The sequence below is a fragment of the Pauljensenia sp. UMB1177 genome, from assembly GCF_030217965.1.
In the GTDB taxonomy this organism is placed as follows: Bacteria; Actinomycetota; Actinomycetes; order Actinomycetales; family Actinomycetaceae; genus Pauljensenia; species Pauljensenia turicensis_A.
Genome location: NZ_JASOOV010000001.1, coordinates 302,367 through 320,202, shown reverse-complemented (window position 1 = coordinate 320,202; position 17,836 = coordinate 302,367). Strand labels below are relative to the sequence as shown.

Genomic DNA, 17,836 nt, shown 5'->3' with positions numbered 1-17,836 from the left:
AGCTCATGCGGCCACCTCCGCCTTCAAACATGGGTTAGAAACAGGGGAGCGATGAGGCGCGGATCCCGGCCTCGTCCATGGGGTGAGCAGGGCGCCCACGGCGATGGTCAGCGCATCCAAAACAAGCGCGACCAGAACGGTTGCAACCAAGCCGGCGCATACCTCGGACACCAGACCTCGCTGGAATCCGTCGGTGAACAGCGTGCCCAGCGAGCGAATCCCGATGAACGCACCTACGGTCACCAGCGACACCGTCGACACAACGACCACGCGTACGCCCGCGATGATGACGGGCAAGGCTAGTGGGAGTTCGACTCCGATGAACTTACGCCATGAGCTCATGCCAGCGGCGTCCGCAGACTCGAGAACCGAAGCTGGCAGAGAGGTAAACGCATTCGCGACCTGACGGATCAGCACCGCGATCCCGTAGAGCGCAAGAACGATGATGATGTTCAGCTCGCTCCGGAGCGCAATTCCTACGATCACGGGGATCACAACAAGCATTGGCAGTGAGGGAATCGCATACAGCAACGACAGTGCGGTCAATAGTGGGCTACCCCAGCGCTTCGAACGCGTAGAAGCCCAACCGACCGGGATTGAAATGATGACCGCGGCCAGAATTGCTGGTATCGCGATGCGTAGGTGCGCGACAGTAAGCTCCCAGAGTAGTAAGTAGTTTTGCGACAGCCAACTCATCGGAGTTCGCCTTCCGGCAACAGGCCGAGCGGACGGCCATCCGGGTCAGAAACGAGTGTGCCTGCGGGCGTGGACTTCATACTCAGACGGCGCTGGCCGGACGACCCGACGAAGGACGCGACAAAGTCGTTCGCGGGGTTCGTCACGAGGTTCTCGGACGTGCCCACCTGCGCTAGGACGCCACCGGTCTGCAGAACAGCGATCTGGTCGCCGAGCATGAACGCCTCATCTAAGTCGTGCGTAACGAACAGGATGGTCGTGCCCACGCGGTCACGCAGGTCGCGGAGCTCCCGTTGCAGGTCGGCGCGAACCAGCGGGTCCAGTGCGCCGAAAGGTTCGTCCATCAGCAGAATGTCCGCTTCGTTTGCGAGCGCGCGAGCAACACCCACGCGCTGACGCTGGCCACCTGACAGCTGCGCCGGATAGCGTTTCGCGAGGCCTCGATCCAAACCAACCAGGTCCATCAGCTCTAGCGCGCGTTTCGCCGATTCTCTACGCGAGGCACCCTCAAGACGCGGAACCGTCGCAATGTTGTCAACAATGCTGCGATGCGGGAAAAGTCCAGCATCCTGGAGCACGTATCCGATCGAGCGACGCAACTTCACCGGGTCCACATCCGCAACATCCTGCCCGCGCACAACCACGCGCCCAGACGTGGGGGAGAGCATCCGATTCACCATCCGCATCAGCGTCGTCTTGCCCGACCCCGACGTGCCCAGCAGGACCGTCGTCGTATGAGGCTCAACGTACAGAGAAACGTCATCCAACGCCGTCGTCCCGTTCGGGAACACGTGCGAGATGTGGTCGAAAGTAATCACCGAGATGTCTCCTTTCGACGAAGACATGGAAGAGGAGGTGCGCAGGACATTACTGACCCTAGACACCGTTCAAAGGTCTACCGGTATGAACGCCAAGGCTTCCCAAGATATTCAACCAATGTCAGCGAGTTTTAGTGACCTTGCGCATCTTCACTGTGGGAATTGCATGAAAATAGCCGGTGAGTGCCCCGCAGGGGGCAGTCACCGGCTATTCGCTCTGTAACTGGCCTCGTCAATTGGTGCTTACTGGATGTGCACCGAGGTCGTAGTCGGACTGAGCCGACTTCGCGTCAATCACGCTTCAGTTGAAGGTGCCTTCCGACGCTTCGCGTAGGGGTCGGACTCGAGTTCCGTGCCAGCGGGAACCGATGCGGGCGAAACCTGTTCGAGGTTCGTACCACGGGCCTTCGAGATCCAGCGCATGACGTGGTAGATGACAATCGCTGCAACGGAGCCGAGCGCAATACCGGAGAAGGTCATCTTGCCAGCAATCAGCGTGTAGTCGGCGATGGCGACAACCATGGCGACTGCAGCGGTGTTCAGGTTAACCGGATCGGAGAAATCAACGCGGTTCTGAACCCAGATACGAACACCGAGCATGCCGATCATGCCGTAGAGGATCGTTGCCGCTCCACCGAGGACGCCGGCCGGGATCGTTGCGATGATCTGGCCGAACTTCGGCAGCATCGACAGGGCGAGAGCGGTGAAAGCTGCGACCACGTAAGCGGCGGTCGAGTAGACGCGGGTTGCGGCCATAACGCCAATGTTCTCGGCGTAAGTCGTCGTACCGGAGCCGCCACCGAAGCCTGCGATCATCGTGGACAGGCCGTCGGCGAAGAGTGCGCGACCGGTGACATCATCCAGGTTCTCGCCGGTCATTGCGGACACGGACTTCACGTGACCGATGTTCTCAGCCATGAGGACCAGGACAACCGGGACGAACAGGCCTATCAGCGACAGGTCGAAGGCCGGGGCACGGAACGCCGGGGCGCCAACCCAGTCGGCGTTTGCGATGGCGGAGAAGTCGACCTCGCCACGGATGCAGGCGGTTGCGTAGCCAATCAGAACACCGATGAGGATCGCGAGGCGACCGATGATGCCCTTGAATAGGACCGTGATCAGCAGGATCGAAACGATCGTGACGGTTGCGGTCAGCGGGGCGGTCTTCACGTTGTTCCATGCGCTAGGCGCAAGGTTGAAGCCGATCAGGGAGACGATTGCGCCGGTCACCACCGGGGGCATCAGCTTGTCGATCCAAGCAGCACCCGCGAAATGAACGATCAGGCCGATGATGAAGAGCGAGCCACCGGCCATGATGATGCCACCCTGTGCCAGGGAAGCAAGATGGTCGTCGATGGTCTGGCCACCGCCGGCAACGTAGCCGGTCACCGCGCCGATCGGTGCGATCAGCGCGAAGGACGAGCCGAGGTATGAGGGAAGGCGTCCGGCTGTGATGAGCAGGAACAGCAGGGTTCCGAAGCCGGTGAAGAAGAGAGTTGTTGACGGGTCGAAGCCGGTCAGCAGTGGAACGAGGAAGGTTGCGCCGAACATTGCAACAACATGCTGAATGCCGATGCCGATTGTTCGAGGCCACGTGAGTCGCTCGCTGGGGGAGACAACCTCGCCGGGGGCAATGGAAGTGCCGTCACCGTGCAGGGTCCAGCGGAAGAAGCCACGGGAATTATCGCTCATGGAAGAGCTCTCCGATCTGATCAGTTGATGGGCAGGGCCGTTTCACCGGTCAGAACACCAGATTAGCCCGCAGTGATATTGCGCCGGTAGTTTGGCGTCCGTTCTGTGACCGGATAGGCGCGAAGATACAATTTGGTGCAAGGTTGGGACTGCGTATTTTCATCTGCGGTGTGGTGACGAGGCTCCTTGCGGATCGACAGTCTTCATTCTGAGAATTGTTAGACCATTTCCAAGTCTTTACCTATCCTTGACGTATGAAACCTCTCTTGCTGGTGTCGACACGTCCCGAAGACGTTGAAGTTGAAGCGGAATACCGTTCGTTTCAGCGAACGACCGGCCTAGCAGAAACCGAGCTTGAACAGGTCAGACTCGACATGCTCGGTCTGCCTGACATTGATGTTGAGGCCTATTCCGGCATCATCGTTGGTGGATCTCCCTATGGGACGACAACGTCCGACGTCCACAAGTCGGCGACGCAGAAGCGCGCTGAAGCTGAACTGTTCCACCTTCTTCACGATGTGACGACCGCTCACGTTCCCTGTTTTACAACCGGGTATGGAACGGAAGTTGCGGCTGTTCTGATGGGTGGTCAGGTGACGACCAAGTGGGCTGAGCCCGCGCAGATCACCGAGATTTATATGGTTGCCGAGCATGCGGATGATCCGATCTTGGAAGGGGTTTCCCGCACGTTCTACACCTATGTGAACCACACAGAAGCCGTTGAAGAGCTCCCCGAAGATGCGGTCTTGTTGGCGAAATCGCTGACCTGTCCCGCTGAAGTCATGCGGTTTTCAGACAACTTCTACGCGACGCAGTTCAATCCGGAAATCGATTCCGATGCGATTCGTGCTGCCCTTGAACGCTATGAAGATGCGGGTTATCCGGGCACCGATGATGTGGAATCGCTGATGCTTGCCGGGCGCCTAGGGGCGTGTGACCATCAGGCGGGCAAGCTGGTTCGCAATTTCGTTCGCCTTTTTGGTGCGTGACCTATCCCATTAGGGTGTTCGATGTGCTGAGTTAGCATTTTTAGACCGTTTCAGCCTAAGATAAGCAAGCGCACTGATGTGCGTGCTGGAGGATTCGCCTAGTGGCCTATGGCGCACGCTTGGAAAGCGTGTTGGGTGCAAGCCCTCGGGGGTTCGAATCCCCCATCCTCCGCGGTTGTCCCGTCATCCTTTGGGTGGCGGGACTTTTGTTTTTCCGAATCGCCTTTGTGTGGTGGCGTGTGTAAACTGGGGAGCGATCCTCCGTGTGACGGTATCATCTGAACCTCCCCAGGGCCGGAAGGCAGCAAGGATAAGGGTGCGCTGCCGGGTGCGCGGAGGGTCCTTTTATTTTCCGCTTATATTCCGCACAGGCGCGGAATGGGAACGAAAACATGACGAACGCTCCTTCGTGGCATCGCTCGTGTGATCCTGCTCGACGTATCTGACTCAGATCGCGTCGACTACGCGTTGAGAGGGGGCCTCGTGCCCCGTTTTCCGTACGCGAAAAGCGCGCGACGGTGGTACGAGGCTCCTTCTTTATGTGGTTTCGGTCATTCACAGGGAGACTAAAATAGGAATAAATGGCTTGAATGAGCCCGCAATGGACTATTGATGTGATGCAAGCCCCATCTGCGAGTTTGTCATTGCGGGGTCTCGCGCGTAAAGTTGTTTTCAGCCAAACGGCGATGCGCTCGTAGCTCAATGGATAGAGCATCTGACTACGGATCAGAAGGTTGGGGGTTCGAGTCCCTTCGAGCGCGCAGCGGCCCCCCTCGGTGCGATCCACCGGCGGGGGTTCTGCATTTCTAGTGACAATCCGCTCAGTTCCAACGATTTTACGTTGAGCTGATCGGATTTTCTATTTCTACTGAATGCGCTTTTTGTGGCTAATGCCCAAATGTCGGGCTCATGCCCAAGTGTGTCTTTTCGGGCGTGTCGGGGTGGTTTTAGTGGCCTGCTCAGTCTTTGCGGATGTGTAGGGATCCGTCTTGGTATTTGCTCCGATGAGTGTGCCGTGTCAGATATTGACGGTGACAATCCAGCGGTCAGCGTCGAGGAAAGCGGTTGTTTTGACCGCTGTCATTCGCAGGCCGTTGTCAGCGCGCATACGTTCCATAGTGTCTGCGACCTGTTCGTGATTGAAAGTGGCGATCGGCTTACCCAGGCAGTTCACTTCCAAGTAGCCATCGGAGAACCCGCCGTGCACGATGAGCATGCAGTGGAACTCTGCAGGAGCATCCGCGCTGGTTGGAGCCCACTTTTCTTTGCGCGCACGACGTGCAATCGTGGCGTCAAGGTCGTGCGACGGCTCTAACTGCGTCCAGTTGTCCGACTTAGCAACGATGAGCGTCGGTTCTTTGTATCCGAAAAGCTTCTGGAAGAAATCCATGGGTTAAGTGTGGCACGAGGTGCCTACTTCTGCTGGTCATGCTCCTGTTCAGAGGGTGGAGGATGGGGGTGAAACTCGGTTGGCTCAGAATGCGGGGAGCCCGGTGGGCGGGGTGACAATCCACGGGTCAAGGGGGAGTGCTCGCAGGGAGTCGATGGGGAGAGCGTCTGCAATGTCGATGGCGGTTCGCGCTCCGTCGATTCCCAGGGAACGACCAATCCATTCGACGGCATCCTCCGTGGTCCACCCAAGTTCATACAGGTCAGCGAGGGTGACGGCTCCGTCGCGCTTCGCGAGGCGAGAGCCCGCCTCGTTCAGTGCCAGTGGCACGTGCACGTAAGTCGGGACCGCGATTCCGAGCAGTGTTGCCAACGCCGCTTGAGCGGGCGCTTGAGACAACAGATCATCGCCTCGTACCACTTGGGCGACATGTTGGAAGCCGTCATCGACCACCGCGGCCAAGTTGTACGCGGGCACGCCGTCAGCACGGCGCAGCACGAAGTGATCGACGGGGCCGGTGAAAGAACCGTGGAGTTCGTCGAATACGGTCCACTCGCTTGCTGGAGCGCGAAGGCGAAGCGCGGGAGTGCGCCCGAGCTCGGCGAGCTGTCGGCGTCGAACCTCGCGCTCAGTGTCAGTCAGGTTGAGGCATGTGCCGGGGTAGTGTCCCGGCGGAACATGGGGAGCGGACGCGGCTTCTTTAATGTCCTTGCGGGAGCAATAGCACTCGAACGCATATCCCTGCTCGACCAGGTAATCGAGCGCCTGCGTGTGGGCGGCTGAACGCGTCGTCTGCACCAGTATTGTGCCATCCCAGTTCAGTCCGATCGCTTTCAGGTCAGCGATCTGGCGGTCGGCGCTGCCCGAACGCACGCGGTCTATATCTTCCATGCGCAGGACAAACGAGCGCCCGCTATTACGCGCCCAGGCCCAAGCGAGGATCGCGGTCCGCAGATTCCCGACGTGAAAATCCCCGGTAGGAGAGGGCGCAAAACGTCCCACGCCTTGCTGAATGAGGGAACCGCTGGTCATGGGTTTAGTGTACAAACTGCGCCGACAGGGCAGGCTGATCGTTCCTGCCCGAGTCTCGTGAACTTGTGTAGGCTGGACGCGATGAATGATCCTGCAAAGCCCGTCCAGCGCATCTGGCCGTACGTTGCCGTTGGTGGCGCGTTGGGCGCGCTTGTTCGCGCTAGCGTGGACTATCTGACAGTGTTCTTCCCCGATTCTGCGGTCATTTCGCACGCGATTCCCATCATGTGGTCGACGGTTCTCGTGAATCTTCTCGGCGCGTTTGTGCTTGGTGTGGTCGTGCCGCTTTTTACTGATCCCTCACGCGAGCGCGTGCGCCTGCTGGTTGTCACCGGCTTCCTGGGAGCGTTCACGACCTACGGCACATTGATCGCTGCAACTGCGAATGGGATGATCGCGTCCGGATCTATTGTCGGGGCGATTGTTCCGGCGCTCGCGTCGCTGACGTTGCTTTTCCTTGGCGTCGTGTGCGCGGGGTGTGGTTGTGCGTTGGGCCGCTTCGTAAAGTTCGGCATGTTCGAGGTCGTTGAGGTGAGTGACGAGGCCGGGTCCAGCGTTTCATCTCCGTCTTCTGATGCGGCCGGGATGGTCGACCGTGACACCTTCGCTGAGGAGGAACAATGATCGTTCTCTTCAGCGTGCTCGGCACAGCCCTCGGCGGAGCACTCGGTGCCCTCTCGCGCTGGAAACTCGATCTGGCTGTAAAAACCAGGTGGGTTGGCAAGCGCGCGTTGGCTGGAAAGCCCCTCCGCCCTTACGTCGGCATCGTGGTCGTCAATACGGTCGGTTGTTTCCTGCTTGGCTTCCTGACCGGGATCCTCCCGCTACTCGCGGTCCTTGTCGCCGGTGGGTCTACGGTCGACTATCCGGGCGTCACCGGAACCATGCGTTTTGTCCTATCAACGGGTTTCCTTGGTGGCTTCACCACGTTCTCAACCGCGGTCCTGGATGCGTGGACCGAGGTGTGGGCTCGTCGGGTCCGCGCCGGAATGAGTCTGATTGTTGTCGGCTGGGTGAGTGGCCTCGTCTCCTATCTGCTGGGACTTGGATTAACGGCACTCGTCTCCTATCTGCTGGGGATTGGATGAGCTGTATCTGTCGACTAAGGCGCAATTCGCGATCTGGATCACTGTTCGCGCGCTGACGGTTACCGAAACGTGATCGCGTAAAACTGCAGGTCAGGCTCACTTTCATTTCACATCGTGGCGTTATGTAACAGAAAATTTGGGTGGCGCGGACTTGCCTCCTATGCTGAAAACATCAACGCAGCGCGAAAACGCGCCGAAAACCCGGCGCGCACGATCTGAATCGAAGGAGGGCGCCATGATTGACCTTGCCGGAGTGCGAAAGGTTTACTCCGTCAAAGGTGGCAACGAGGTTGTCGCGCTCGACAATGTCACCCTCCACGTTGAACGTGGATCCATCCACGGAATCGTTGGTCAGTCTGGTGCGGGCAAGTCAACGCTCATCCGATGCCTGACCGCGCTTGAACACCCCAGCGACGGCAATATCGTCGTCGACGGGCTCGACTTGGCGCAGTTGCGTGGAAAAGCCCTGCGAGAAGCTCGTCGCAAGATCGGCATGGTCTTCCAGGCCGCGAACCTGCTGGACTCGCGCACAGCGGCGCAGAACATCGGCTACCCCCTGAAACTTGCGGGCGTACCGAAGGATCAGATCAAAGCGCGCGTTGAAGAACTACTTGCCCTTGTCGGTCTTTCGGGACGAGGCGACTCATATCCGTCTCAGCTTTCCGGTGGTCAGCGTCAGCGCGTCGGCGTTGCTCGAGCGCTCGCGGACAATCCCAGTGTTTTGCTGTGTGACGAGCCCACCTCCGCGCTCGACACCGAATCGACGCGCCAGATTCTGGAACTCATCCGCAAGGTTCGCGACTTAGAAGGCGTGACCGTTCTGGTCATCACCCACGAAATGGCTGTCGTCCGCGAAATCTGCGACTCCGTTACTTTGCTCGGTCACGGTCGCGTCATCCAGACGGGCACTGTCGAAGAGGTCGTTGCCGACCCGTCCAGCCCACTCTCGCGTGAACTCGTTCCCGCACCGTCCGTTGACGATGCTGACCTGCGCGAAGGCACCACGCTTCTCGACGTTATCTTCACATCGCACCCCGGCGTGCCCACCGGTGCGACCGTTCTGAACCTCGCCGCCTCAATGGGCGCCGACGTGACAGCCGGAACCTTCGAATCTATTGGAATGACTCAGGTTGGTCGCCTGGCACTCTCCGTGCCCAGCTACCACTCGAAGCAAATTCTTTCTGAACTGCGTGAACATGACATCTACGCCGAGGTGAGGTCCGCATGACACCCGTTCTTCCCTCCCTCTACACGTCGCTTGCAGGCCTGTTGCCCGCAGGGTTGCTACCTGCTGGGCTCCTGTCCGCTGGTGTGAACGACCCGAAGTGGCTGGATAACCCGGCGCTGACGAAGCAGTTCCTGCCGGCAATCGGTGAAACCCTGGCGATGATGGGCTTTTCCACGCTGTTCACGGTCCTGCTCGGTATCCCGCTTGGTCTGTTGCTTGTTCAGACTGCCAAGAATGGCCTGACTCCGAATAAGACCATCTACCAGACCGCGTCGACGATCGTGAACGTCATCCGCTCGCTGCCGTTCATCATCGGCATCGTCGTCCTACTGCCCGTTACCCGCATCATTGTGGGAACAACGCTCGGCTGGCAGGCAACCGTCGTCCCACTCGTGCTCCTATCGGTGCCGTACTTCGCGCGCCTCGTCGAATCGAACATTCTTGCGATCGACTCCGGCAAAATCGAAGCTGCTCAGATGATGGGCGCAACGAACCGCCAGATCCGCTGGGGTGTTCAGGTTCGCGAAGCTGCACCCGCGCTGGTGCAGTCCACGACCACGCTTGCTATTACCCTGATCGGCTACTCCGCAATGGCGGGCGCCGTCGGCGGTGGTGGTCTTGGACAGATGGCCATTAACTACGGCTACAACCGTTGGCAGGACGACGTCATGATCGCCACGGTTATTGCGATCATCGTGATCGTCCAGCTGGTTCAGATGATTGGTGACATGATCAGCCGACTGGTGGATCACCGCTGAGTCGACCACCAGTCGGGCAACCGGCAGGCCAGCACTGTTCAATCAATCGTTTCACATCGACTGACCATTCAGTGGTCTATTTCGTTACACAGTCTTCATACCCGGACGTCTGTGCTCCCCTTGAGGTTGAGCGAGTACGTTTCTGGGTAACAACACAGAAAGAGGAATTCTCATGCGTTCCATCCGTAATCTTGCCGCTACTGGTGTAGCAACCGTCCTTGCCCTTGGCCTCGCAGCTTGTGGCTCCACCGGTTCCGATTCGTCCGCTTCCGGCTCTGAAGCGTCCGGTTCTGGCGACACCGTCACCCTGAAGGTTGGTGCCACCCCGGCCCCGCACGCAAAGATCCTGCAGTACATCCAGGACAACCTGGCAGCTGACGCGGGCCTGAACCTCGACATCGTCGAGTACACCGACTACGTCCTGCCGAACTCCGCCCTGAATGACGGCGAGCTCGACGCGAACTTCTACCAGACCGTCCCCTACCTGGAGATCGCTGAAAAAGAAAACGGCTACGACTTCACCGCCGGTGAAGGTATTCACCTTGAGCCTCTCGCAATCTACTCGTCGAAGATCAAGTCGCTGGATGAACTTCCGGCAGGCGCAAAGATCGGCATCATCGATGACGTCACCAACCAGTCTCGTGCGCTGACGTTGCTCTCCCAGCGGGGCCTCGTCGAACTGCCGACCGACGGTTCTGAAGCCAACGTGAACAACGTGAAGATCCTCGGCGACTTCACCTTCCAGGAGGTTCAAGGCGCCCAGCTGGTTCGCTCCCTGCAGGACGTTGACATCGCCGTTATCAACGGCAACTACGCCCAGGAAGGTGGCCTGTCGCAGGCTAACGACGCCCTGGTCGTCGAGTCCCCCAAGAACAACCCGGCAGTGAACGTCCTCGTTTGGAAGAGTGACACTAACAAGGCCGAAGCGATCGCGAAGCTCGAAGAGTTGCTCCACTCCGATGGGGTCAAGTCCTACATTGAACAGACTTGGGCCGACGGCTCCGTCATCCCCGCGTTCTGATCGGTACTGCTGACCAGCTCTGCTGACCGGCTGCCGGTGTTGATTGGCGAGCTTGGCAGCTGACCAGCCAACTTACTTTAAGAGAGGGCCACCCCGAAAGTCGGGGTGGCCCTCAGCTCAAGTGTTGGTCGCTACTGAAGCTAGCCTCGCTTGTCTGCGTGAATGCTTGTTCAAGTCGCGGTCAGCGTAATCAGTGCGATCAGTGAGTTTCCAGCGCGAACTCGGCGTCCGGTTCCTTGGTGAAGCGGTTGCGCAGGTCGCGACGGAAGACTTCAATGACCCACATCCAGACGATGTGGCCGAAGATCTCGGAGAAGTGCTCCTGCCACGGCTGATCCCACGGTGCCGGGACGATGCCCATGAGTGGCATGAGGATGACGTGGAAGCCGATCCACACGAGGATGCCGAAGACGGCACCCTGCCAGAGCTTGACCTGCGGGAAGCGCTCAGCGAGCACGCAGTAAACGATGGCGACGACGATCGAGAAGGAGAAGTGGATGATGAAGGACATCCACGGCAGGCCTTCATTGCCGTTGAAGGTGTAGGTGGCGTGCGTGAGGTCGGGGTTCATGCCGAACAATTCAAGCAGGGACTGCGGCGGGTTGGTGGCGTTGCGTTCCGGCGTACGCGGGGGAAGTGGTACCTCCCAACCGAATTTGATGATGGCGGAGATGATGCCACCAATGAGGCCAACGAGTGCTGCAACGCCGTACTTGCGACGCTTCGGATTAGTCTGTGTGATATTCATGCTGTCAGCATATGTCAATCCGTTGACAGCGTGACATTATGTAAGCGATTAAACGCCTCACATCACATGTCAATCTCTGGCGCTGAGTGAACAACCAGGGGAATTCGTCCTCGTTGCTGATGTGCTGGAGCCAGAGAGACGAAGAAACAAAAGTAGGGAGCCACCCCGATTGGAATAGCTCCCTACTTCAGATATGCACGGCGTTCACCATGTCAGTGAACGTGCATGCAACAATGTCAGTCAGCGATGCCGTAGAGACGGTCGCCAGCATCACCGAGACCCGGGACGATGTAGGACTTCTCGTTGAGGTGGTCGTCAACAGCTGCGACAACAACCTTGACGTCTGCGCGGTCACCCACTGTCTTTTCAAGTTCGGCGATGCCTTCCGGGGCTGCGAGAATGCAGATGCAGGTGACATCCTTGGCACCATGTTCAAACAGGTAGTTTGTTGCTGCGACCATGGTGTGACCGGTGGCGAGCATCGGGTCGAGGATGAAGCACTGGCGACCGGACAGATCGTCGGGCAAGCGGTTGGTGTAAGTTTCGATTTCGAGGGTGTCGTCGTCGCGACGCATGCCGAGGAAGCCGACCTCTGCGGTCGGGACCAGGCGGGTCATGCCTTCGAGCATGCCCAGGCCTGCGCGCAGGACGGGGACGACAATCGGGCGCGGTTCGGAGATCTGCAGGCCAACGGTCGGGGCGACGGGCGTGTTGATCGCGGTTTCGGAAACGGCGACGTTGCGCGTGGCCTCGTAGGCGAGCAGTGTGACGAGCTCGTCGACGAGCTGGCGGAAGGTTGCGGACGGCGTTTCGCGGTCGCGCAGAACGGTGAGCTTATGGCTAACAAGCGGGTGGTCCGCGACATGAAGATGCATAGTTCAAGGCTACCGCGCGCGGGCGGGCAGTGGGTAGCGCACCGGCGTTTTCGTGATTATTCCGCCTCGGTGCCATTGGTGTTTGATGGGGGACGAGGCCCGGATCCGTAATGTGAGGGTGATTCCTTGATTGTGTCGGACACTATTGGGGCGATGTCTCAGGTGGAGAGATAGGTGGATTATTGAGTGAAAGGCGCGTGAAAAAGCCGTTTTTCCTGAGAGTTTCCTGCATGGTTGGATAGTGCGATTCAATTTGTATATGCCTGCCGGTAGGCTGTAGGCGTGACACCAATGGATCGTTATCGTGACGCGATGAGTCGCGCTTTGTTCTACGCCAACCAGGCCCGTGAATCGGGCGATGTGCCGGTTGGTGCCGTTGTCATTGATTCGCTGGGGCGGATTGTTGGTAAGGGCTGGAATACTCGCGAGGCCGCGCATGATCCGTGCGGTCACGCAGAGATCAATGCGCTTCGCGAGGCTGGCCAGACCTTGAAGCGTTGGAATCTTGTGGGCTGCACGCTGGTTGTCACGCTTGAGCCGTGCACGATGTGCGCGGGGGCGGCGTTGGCGTCACGCGTTGATCGCGTGGTGTTTGGCGCGTGGGATCCGAAGGCTGGCGCGGCGGGTTCGTTGCGTGATGTGTTGCGTGATTCTCGAATGAATCACAGCCTTGAGGTCATTCCGGGTGTTTTAGGGGTCGAAGCCACGATCCAGCTGAAGGCGTTCTTCCAAGACAAGCGCGAAACTACGGCTGAGCCGACGGGACGCGGTGCTCTAGCAAATGAGCCAGTTGCTGTCCCTCCCTTAGAGGCAATTGCGTCGTGGAATCACCCGGGTTCGCTCGAGTCTTCGGACTCCGTTTCAGACAGTGACAGGGAAGCGAAGAAGTCTGAAGAGCCTACACAAGAGTCTGCTACGACGTTGCTTCCGCAGATGGAGCGAGCTTCGCAACCAGTGTCTAATCGGGCGAAACCCGAAAATTTGGGCCTCGTTGCTTCGAAGGCGGATGCGGTGCCAGCTGGGGAAATGACGCCCTTTGTATCTGCGCCCACTCGCGCAAAACATGCGGGCACCCCGGCAGATGTGCGCATAGTGGCGGGTATTCCGTTGCGTAGTCACGCGTATAAGCGGGCGAAGCACTGATCGGTGCGCGGTTGGCAGAATGCCTGCGTAACGACGCGGGGACAACGTGTGGAACGTATCGCATGGGCGGACCTCGTGTGGAGTTTGCCGGCGACTTCTGTTTATACTTATGCGCATTGGTAGCGTGTCCGAGCGGCCGAAGGTGCAGCACTCGAAATGCTGTGTGGTGTAACAGCCACCCAGGGTTCAAATCCCTGCGCTACCGCCAGAGTGTCCCGCAGTCAACGACTGCGGGACACATTTTTATGCCGAGCGTCGGTGCCTCGTGGGGTATTCGGCAGTGACTGAGAAGCCTGCACCTTGTGGCGTATTCGGCAATGACTCAGAAGCCGGCGCCTCGTACCGCATTCATCACGGAGCGGACGTGTTCGCGCGTGTCGATGATGGGTGCAATGAAAGCGTTCCATGCGCGGATTGACGTGAGGGTGACAGCCGTCGAAATAATCGACGTGATGATCGCGGATGCGAGCGTCGCAATGCCGGTCAAGACCGCAGTGATGATCACGATCAGGCTGACGGCGCTGGCGACCCATTCCCACCAGCGGGTGATACCTCGTGTCGTGCTGTTGTTCATGTGGTGCACCGTTGTCGTGAATGAGACGCAGAATGCGACCGCTGAGACGACGAAGGGGATGGAGCCGGTGGATGCGGAAGCGAAGATTCCGCTGAGCAACCATGAGAGCCAAGTGATGAACACGAATGCGGTTGCTCGCCCGTTTTCTGCGCGTTTACGCAGGTAACTCCAGGTGGCATATGTGATTGCGATGGCGACGAGCGTTGAAACAAGTCCCGTCGCAATGAGTGCTGACCTGGTTGTCAGCATCGTGTTCAACGGTGCTGTAATTCCTGCGATTCCTGGGATCAAGGAAGTGAACGCCAGCATCATGTTCAGGATGAGTGCGACGAGGAGAGTGATCCCCAGAACCTGCAGGCTGGGCAGTTGTGTTTCGCTCAGGCGTGCGGTGGGGATTGAGTCGCCAGAGTATTCTTGACCAGCGTTTCCTGAGGTGTACGAGGCCGTGCCCGCTTGGGTGGTCGTCGGCTGGGGTGCGGTCTGCTCGTTGGCTCCCGGCGTTGAACGCTGGGTGAAGTGAACGCGGCCCTGCGAATCCGGCGTGGAGTTGGAGGCCGAAGATGCTGATCCTGCGGAGGGGCGCCCAGTGGGGGTGGGGTTCTCGAAGATGAGTTCGACTTCGCGAGGTTCGGGGCTACCGGTGGTGCTCATGGGTCTATTCCATCGCACTCGTCTGAATGTTTCCTGAATCTCGGCTGAGCAAGACCTCGTGTGCGCTGTAGGCGAACAAACGGCGCAAGCTGGCCGAGTAGGGCTGTTATTCGATTGCGGTATCGTCGACAAGACCGACGAGGAAACCGTCTTCGTCAATCACGGATCCGCCGACGGCGGTGACGATGATTTCTGCGACCTTCTCAATGTCACGCGATGAGCGCATGCGCTCCAAACGCGCTGCTCGTGACACTCCAGTCGGTGTCTCGAGCATTCCTGCCGGCAACCACTTCAGGTGATATTCGATGATGACGCCCGTTGTCCACGATTCCCAACGCAGAACCTGGGGAGGACGAGGAACCGGTTCTACTTCGATCATGAGATCCGACCGGTTTGCGATCGGGGTGACAAGCGCGTACCCGGCAACAACTTCGGGGGTGGCGCCTACTTCTTTCGCTGCCCTTTCGGCCAGTTCGCGTGCTTTCGCGATCTTTGTCGCGATATCTGTGCGGATCGTTCCAGGTTCCGCAGCGATCGCAGCATTTTTTTGAACCACCTGTTGCGCGGACTGCGATGCGGGAGTGGCAATCTGACGTGAATCTGTGAGCTGTGGGAAATGAGGCTTTAGCAGGTTCAATAGGTCCTCAGGATCCAGCCAGCGTGGAGTGTATACGGTCAACGAAACCGCTGAATCAGGATCCGGGGCGATCATCTTCCCCGAATCGGCGACGCGAACAGCGCCACCCAGGCGTCGAGCCATCCGCTTCAGTGCGGTCAAGATCCGGTACTCTAGGCCGACGGGAACTCCATCAGGGAAAACGCTTGCCCACTCGTCGAGGACGGCAAGCTGAGGATCCACGGGATTTCTGCGCGACTTTGGGCATTCCAATACCCACACGTTTGTGAGTGAAGCGGGGGTCTTGAGCGTCTTACGTAGAGTTGCGTCAATGCTCCATGGTCCCACCAGTCGTGCCTCGCCAACAAGGTGTAGCTGACCGGCTCCTTCCCAGCGAGCTTCATCCCAAATTGACAGGGCGAGTGCCTCAATTTCTAAGGGATCTACTTCATCCGCCAATAACAGCAGATGGTGTTCAGAGGCTGCGGCCTCGTCGATTGAACGCGCGGGAGCGGAAGTCGAAATTGTTGCCGAAATAGGAGCAATCTGCGACGTCTGCGAAACGCCTTCGGTGCCAACGGAGAAGGTCTGCGAAAACTCGGACAGAGAGGTGATGGCATTCAACGACGTTGAGGTGAGCGACGTTGAATCACCAACATAATCTTCGGTCAACGAGGAGCGTGAACGCGAAGACGCGTCTGCCATGCGATCGCGCAAAGAGCGACGCGCCAGCGCACCGGGAACACTATTCGTCCCAGTGCCCTCGTTGTTATCCGAAACCTCGTCTGACACGTTCGTTCAACGCTCGATCCGAGTGCGGTTGAAACGCAGGTGCGTGCGCGACGGAGTCGGGCCACGCTGCCCCTGGTAGTGCGAACCCAAACCGGACGAACCGTAGGGGTGCTCCGCCGGAGATGACAGATCGAAGAAACACAGCTGGCCGATCTTCATGCCCGGGTAGAGCAGGATCGGCATGGTCGCCGTGTTCGAAAGCTCCAGCGTGACGTGGCCGGAAAACCCGGGGTCAATGAAGCCAGCGGTCGAGTGCGTCAGCAGACCCAAGCGACCAAGCGACGACTTACCTTCAAGACGCGCTGCAATGTCATCACCCAAAGTGACCAGCTCGTAGGTTGCGCCCAGTACGAACTCGCCCGGGTGCAGAACGAACGGTCGATCCGGTCCCACATCAACCTGATGCGTCAGATCCGTCTGATCAGCGGACGGATCAATCACGGCGTAACGGTGGTTGTCGAAAAGACGGAACAACCTATCCAAACGCACGTCAATACTTGCTGGCTGAATCAGATCCCGATCAAGCGGGTCCAGCTGAATACGCCCAGAATCAAGGCCGGCATTAATATCGCGATCGCTCAATAGCATGGCTCAATTGTTTCACATTCACGGCGACCGTTTAGGCTGATGGTCATGTCCTCTTCCTCTTCTGGCGCTGTTCGTGGCGAAACTGCGCCCGCAAGCTCGGCTACTCGGCAGGCCAAACGCAACGAGGTGCTCACCGGTCTCGTGAATTGGATGAAGGAAAACAAGCGCGAACTCCCTATGCGCTCCGAGGACGTGACGCCGTGGGGAACTCTGGTTGGCGAAGTGATGAGCCAGCAAACACCCATGCCTCGTGTCCAACCGATTTGGAGCCGGTGGATGCAGCTGTGGCCGACGCCCGCTGCGCTCGCGGTTGCTCCTGCGTCGCGGGTTCTGGTCGAGTGGGGGAGGCTCGGCTATCCGTCGCGCGCACTGCGCCTTCGCGAGTGCGCGATCGCCATTAGTGAGCGTCCAGGTGGCCAGGTTCCCGCAGACTTTGAGTCGTTGTGTAGCTTGCCGGGCATCGGCCCGTACACGGCATCTGCGTTGATGTCGTTCCAGTTTCATGAGCGTCGCGCGGTGCTCGATACGAATATTCGACGCGTGATTGCGCGGATTTTCAGCGGAATCGAGCGACCTGCATCTTCGTCCCCGACTCGCGTCGAGAGGGACCTCGCCGATTCCCTGCTACCGTCGTCGGGCGTTGAGTGTGCGACGTGGAACCTTGCGCTGATGGAGTTCGGGGCGATTGCGTGCACATCGAAGAATCCTGGGTGTGATACGTGTCCGCTTGTCAGTGAGTGCGCATGGTTCGTTGCCGGGCGTCCAATGGTCGAGGTCAAGAGAAAGTCTCAGGCCTGGGCGGGCACGGACCGGCAGGCGCGCGGGCGAGTGGTGCAACTGTTGCGCGACCTGCACGTTTCCGGTGATTCCGCCAGTTCCGATTCTCCCGTTGCTTCCGGTGATCTGTCAGCTACCGGCAATGTCCCTTTTCCAATTGACGAGGCCGCTCCGACAGTTTCGTACTCTGCGGCGTTAGAAGTGGCGACCTTGCCGGGTGGTGACCCTGACCAGGCTCCCCGTGTGATCGAAGGCTTGCTTGCTGATGGCCTGCTGGTGCGCGTCGGCGAGGATCGCCTGGCTCTTCCGCGCTGATTGTCCTCGCTTGCATACTGCCACGGAGACAGGTTGTCCCCGAGG

Annotated in this window: 18 protein-coding genes, 3 tRNA genes and 1 other RNA gene; 12 read left to right on the top strand and 10 right to left on the bottom strand. The window is 58.9% G+C overall.

Annotated features, from left to right (window positions below):
- Window positions 1–3: 3 nt before the first annotated feature.
- From QP442_RS01400 to QP442_RS01390, 3 genes are all read right to left on the bottom strand, one after another.
- A complete protein-coding gene (locus tag QP442_RS01400) occupies window positions 4–696 on the bottom strand; it encodes an ABC transporter permease (RefSeq protein WP_285069526.1) in 693 nt (230 codons plus the stop codon).
- On the bottom strand, window positions 693–1,514 hold the full coding sequence (locus QP442_RS01395) for an ABC transporter ATP-binding protein (protein WP_179370109.1): 822 nt from the start codon (window positions 1,512–1,514) through the stop codon (window positions 693–695). Before QP442_RS01395 ends, QP442_RS01400 begins: the two co-directional genes overlap by 4 nt.
- A gap of 294 nt (window positions 1,515–1,808) precedes the next feature.
- Window positions 1,809–3,206 carry a uracil-xanthine permease family protein gene (locus QP442_RS01390; protein WP_285069525.1) on the bottom strand — a complete coding sequence of 466 codons (1,398 nt, stop codon included), beginning with the start codon at window positions 3,204–3,206 and terminating at the stop codon, window positions 1,809–1,811.
- A gap of 254 nt (window positions 3,207–3,460) precedes the next feature.
- Here QP442_RS01390 and QP442_RS01385 point away from each other — a divergent pair, with 254 nt between their 5' ends.
- The 4 genes from QP442_RS01385 (at window position 3,461) to QP442_RS01370 (ending at window position 4,956) form a co-directional block, all read left to right on the top strand.
- Window positions 3,461–4,195, top strand: coding sequence for a glutamine amidotransferase-related protein (locus QP442_RS01385; protein ID WP_285069524.1), 735 nt, complete (start codon window positions 3,461–3,463; stop codon window positions 4,193–4,195).
- 87 nt (window positions 4,196–4,282) lie between these two features.
- Window positions 4,283–4,367: transfer RNA gene (locus QP442_RS01380), tRNA-Ser, on the top strand.
- An 80-nt stretch (window positions 4,368–4,447) separates the two neighbouring features.
- Window positions 4,448–4,543, top strand: an RNA gene (gene ffs / locus QP442_RS01375) — signal recognition particle sRNA small type.
- A 340-nt stretch (window positions 4,544–4,883) separates the two neighbouring features.
- Window positions 4,884–4,956: transfer RNA gene (locus tag QP442_RS01370), tRNA-Arg, on the top strand.
- A 257-nt stretch (window positions 4,957–5,213) separates the two neighbouring features.
- Here the strand turns inward: QP442_RS01370 and QP442_RS01365 are convergent.
- Together QP442_RS01365 and gluQRS are read right to left on the bottom strand one after the other, a co-directional pair.
- On the bottom strand, window positions 5,214–5,585 hold the full coding sequence (locus QP442_RS01365) for a hypothetical protein (protein ID WP_285069523.1): 372 nt from the start codon (window positions 5,583–5,585) through the stop codon (window positions 5,214–5,216).
- A gap of 84 nt (window positions 5,586–5,669) precedes the next feature.
- Window positions 5,670–6,617, bottom strand: a complete 948-nt coding sequence (gluQRS, locus tag QP442_RS01360) for a tRNA glutamyl-Q(34) synthetase GluQRS (protein ID WP_006680694.1) — start codon at window positions 6,615–6,617, stop codon at window positions 5,670–5,672.
- A gap of 81 nt (window positions 6,618–6,698) precedes the next feature.
- On the opposite strand from gluQRS, the gene QP442_RS01355 reads away from it, so the two are divergent.
- The 5 genes from QP442_RS01355 to QP442_RS01335 all read left to right on the top strand — a co-directional run bounded on the left by QP442_RS01355 (window position 6,699) and on the right by QP442_RS01335 (window position 10,712).
- A complete protein-coding gene (locus QP442_RS01355) occupies window positions 6,699–7,241 on the top strand; it encodes a fluoride efflux transporter FluC (RefSeq protein WP_006680695.1) in 543 nt (180 codons plus the stop codon).
- The gene (locus QP442_RS01350; RefSeq protein ID WP_103633170.1) at window positions 7,238–7,705 is read left to right on the top strand and encodes a fluoride efflux transporter FluC; all 468 of its coding nucleotides are present in this window, start codon (window positions 7,238–7,240) and stop codon (window positions 7,703–7,705) included. Before QP442_RS01355 ends, QP442_RS01350 begins: the two co-directional genes overlap by 4 nt.
- Window positions 7,706–7,940: 235 nt before the next feature.
- On the top strand, window positions 7,941–8,933 hold the full coding sequence (locus QP442_RS01345; RefSeq protein ID WP_006680697.1) for a methionine ABC transporter ATP-binding protein: 993 nt from the start codon (window positions 7,941–7,943) through the stop codon (window positions 8,931–8,933).
- On the top strand, window positions 8,930–9,691 hold the full coding sequence (locus QP442_RS01340; protein ID WP_219811019.1) for a methionine ABC transporter permease: 762 nt from the start codon (window positions 8,930–8,932) through the stop codon (window positions 9,689–9,691). Before QP442_RS01345 ends, QP442_RS01340 begins: the two co-directional genes overlap by 4 nt.
- 172 nt (window positions 9,692–9,863) lie before the next feature.
- Window positions 9,864–10,712 carry a MetQ/NlpA family ABC transporter substrate-binding protein gene (locus tag QP442_RS01335; RefSeq protein ID WP_219585598.1) on the top strand — a complete coding sequence of 283 codons (849 nt, stop codon included), beginning with the start codon at window positions 9,864–9,866 and terminating at the stop codon, window positions 10,710–10,712.
- Between the two features lie 199 nt (window positions 10,713–10,911).
- Here QP442_RS01335 and QP442_RS01330 read toward each other — a convergent pair whose 3' ends face one another.
- Both QP442_RS01330 and upp read right to left on the bottom strand, forming a co-directional pair.
- Window positions 10,912–11,460, bottom strand: a complete 549-nt coding sequence (locus tag QP442_RS01330) for a YagU family protein (RefSeq protein ID WP_006680700.1) — start codon at window positions 11,458–11,460, stop codon at window positions 10,912–10,914.
- Between the two features lie 236 nt (window positions 11,461–11,696).
- The gene (gene upp / locus QP442_RS01325) at window positions 11,697–12,335 is read right to left on the bottom strand and encodes a uracil phosphoribosyltransferase (RefSeq protein WP_006680701.1); all 639 of its coding nucleotides are present in this window, start codon (window positions 12,333–12,335) and stop codon (window positions 11,697–11,699) included.
- Between the two features lie 291 nt (window positions 12,336–12,626).
- Here upp and tadA point away from each other — a divergent pair, with 291 nt between their 5' ends.
- Both tadA and QP442_RS01315 read left to right on the top strand, forming a co-directional pair.
- Entirely contained in the window at window positions 12,627–13,478 is an 852-nt protein-coding gene (tadA, locus tag QP442_RS01320) for a tRNA adenosine(34) deaminase TadA (RefSeq protein WP_006680702.1), read from the top strand.
- A 118-nt stretch (window positions 13,479–13,596) separates the two neighbouring features.
- Window positions 13,597–13,686, top strand: a tRNA-Ser gene (locus QP442_RS01315).
- A 114-nt stretch (window positions 13,687–13,800) separates the two neighbouring features.
- Here the strand turns inward: QP442_RS01315 and QP442_RS01310 are convergent.
- The 3 genes from QP442_RS01310 to dcd all read right to left on the bottom strand — a co-directional run bounded on the left by QP442_RS01310 (window position 13,801) and on the right by dcd (window position 16,699).
- Window positions 13,801–14,703, bottom strand: coding sequence for a hypothetical protein (locus QP442_RS01310; RefSeq protein WP_285069522.1), 903 nt, complete (start codon window positions 14,701–14,703; stop codon window positions 13,801–13,803).
- 106 nt (window positions 14,704–14,809) lie between these two features.
- The gene (locus QP442_RS01305) at window positions 14,810–16,111 is read right to left on the bottom strand and encodes a PRTRC system protein E (RefSeq protein WP_285069521.1); all 1,302 of its coding nucleotides are present in this window, start codon (window positions 16,109–16,111) and stop codon (window positions 14,810–14,812) included.
- Window positions 16,112–16,117: 6 nt separating this feature from the next.
- Window positions 16,118–16,699 carry a dCTP deaminase gene (dcd, locus tag QP442_RS01300; RefSeq protein WP_101628705.1) on the bottom strand — a complete coding sequence of 194 codons (582 nt, stop codon included), beginning with the start codon at window positions 16,697–16,699 and terminating at the stop codon, window positions 16,118–16,120.
- A gap of 45 nt (window positions 16,700–16,744) precedes the next feature.
- Here dcd and QP442_RS01295 point away from each other — a divergent pair, with 45 nt between their 5' ends.
- On the top strand, window positions 16,745–17,791 hold the full coding sequence (locus tag QP442_RS01295) for an A/G-specific adenine glycosylase (RefSeq protein ID WP_219585600.1): 1,047 nt from the start codon (window positions 16,745–16,747) through the stop codon (window positions 17,789–17,791).
- The last annotated feature ends 45 nt before the right edge of the window (window positions 17,792–17,836 follow it).